Annotated in this window: 2 protein-coding genes and 1 pseudogene; 1 reads left to right on the plus strand and 2 read right to left on the minus strand. The window is 58.6% G+C overall.

What is annotated here, in order from left to right:
* Positions 1 to 203, minus strand: a pseudogene (locus tag J6525_RS46320) (ISL3-like element ISAzs13 family transposase); the annotation flags it as partial.
* A 294-nt stretch (positions 204 to 497) separates the two neighbouring features.
* Positions 498 to 1,199: a group II intron maturase-specific domain-containing protein gene (locus tag J6525_RS46325; RefSeq protein WP_225649601.1), complete on the minus strand. Its 702-nt coding sequence runs from the start codon at positions 1,197 to 1,199 to the stop codon at positions 498 to 500.
* Between the two features lie 136 nt (positions 1,200 to 1,335).
* Between J6525_RS46325 and J6525_RS47190 the strand changes: the two genes are divergently transcribed.
* Positions 1,336 to 1,466, plus strand: a 131-nt coding sequence (locus J6525_RS47190; RefSeq protein WP_283848607.1) for a sigma factor-like helix-turn-helix DNA-binding protein, incomplete at its 3' end; no start/stop codon positions are given.

Consider the following 1,466-nt stretch of genomic DNA (forward strand, 5'->3'; position numbering starts at 1 on the left):
ATCTCGACGACCCGCCCCTGCCACGGCAGATCGCTCAAGCGGCGCACGTAATGGCTATGGACGCGACCTGTCTGGAAGTCGCAACAGGGACAGAGCGAGACCGTCGACTTCGGACGAGCAACAAGCACGACCTTGTCCGCTTGGGGAAGAACCTGGAAAATCGAAAGCTCGGGGGAAACCAGCGAGCGGAAGGCGTGGTGCAAGGCGAATCACGGGCGTCGATTGCGATTCCGACCTTATGCCCGCATTCATGCGGCTCGTGAATCCAGCGCTCTGCACCAAATATGCGGAAGAACCCCTGATTGTCGCGCTATACCCTCCCGTGTTTCTCGTCAATGGGTCTTAACGCGTGGCGGCTCCCTTCCCTCGAGCGGGTCCCGGTGAGCCCAGTTCCCCGCCTTCCTCGGTGTCGGGTCGGAGGAGGCGCGCTCGATTGCTCTCGCGCTGGCCTCCGTCCGCCGCACAAACTGGACGTGCAGTTTTCCCGCATCCAGCTTTCATGAACGGGCTCTCGCGGCCTGAAGCGAAGGGATCAGTGAGACCAGCCCTACCAGCTTGAACTCCGTGCGCAGCCGTCTTGTCGGATATTCCTTCCAGGCTGCGTTCCGCCACCGCTTGGTGCGGTGCGACCAGAGCCTTCGGACGATCCAACCATCCAGTTGATGGAAGCGCTTTCTGACATGGGAGCGACAGTAGTAGTTTCCCCATCCTCGGATGATCGGGTTGATCGTCTCGATCAATTCGCCCAGACGCAGAGGCATCCGCCTCATGGTCAAGGCCCTGATCTGATCCTTGAATCGGTCCACCGACTTCTGTGTGGGAATGGCATAGAGATTCTGCCGGTTCAGTTTGGATTTGATCCGGTCGCGGGTCAGCTTGTATCGAGCTTTCCCACGCTGGATTTTAAATCCCAGGAACTCGAAGCCATGTGCGATGTGAACGATCCGGGTTTTCTCCCGGTTGAGCGTCACACCAAGCGTTTCGAGAATCCTTCCTGCTCGCGCCAAGGCGTGTTCCGCCTCCGCTCGAGTCCGACAGGTCACAACCCAGTCGTCCGCCCAGCGTGTGAGCCGGTACCCTTTTTGCCTCATCTCCTTGTCAAAGGGAGTCAGCAGGATATTGCTCAACAAAGGCGAGATGACGCCCCCTTGCGGGGTCCCCCGTGGAGTCTGCGTGTTTCGGCAATTTCCGGACAGCAATTTCGCTAATTCGCGGACAGCGATTTCAGTAATTCCGGGACAGGGATTCCGCTAAATCGCGGACAGTTGCGGGAGGTTGGTTTTCGGGAGCGCCGTTCAGGCAATGTTCTCTCTCAAGCTGAGTTTGAGAGGGGCAATGCCGAGACGGAAGCAAGCGAAACGAACCACTGTGAAGGACCTACGATCGATCCTGAGGCTGACGTACGAGCAGGACCTGTCGGTTCGGGAGATCTCGGAACGGCTGCAGATCAGCAAGAGTTCGGTTGC

This window comes from Bradyrhizobium australafricanum (assembly GCF_020329495.1).
Taxonomy (GTDB): Bacteria; Pseudomonadota; Alphaproteobacteria; order Rhizobiales; family Xanthobacteraceae; genus Bradyrhizobium; species Bradyrhizobium australafricanum.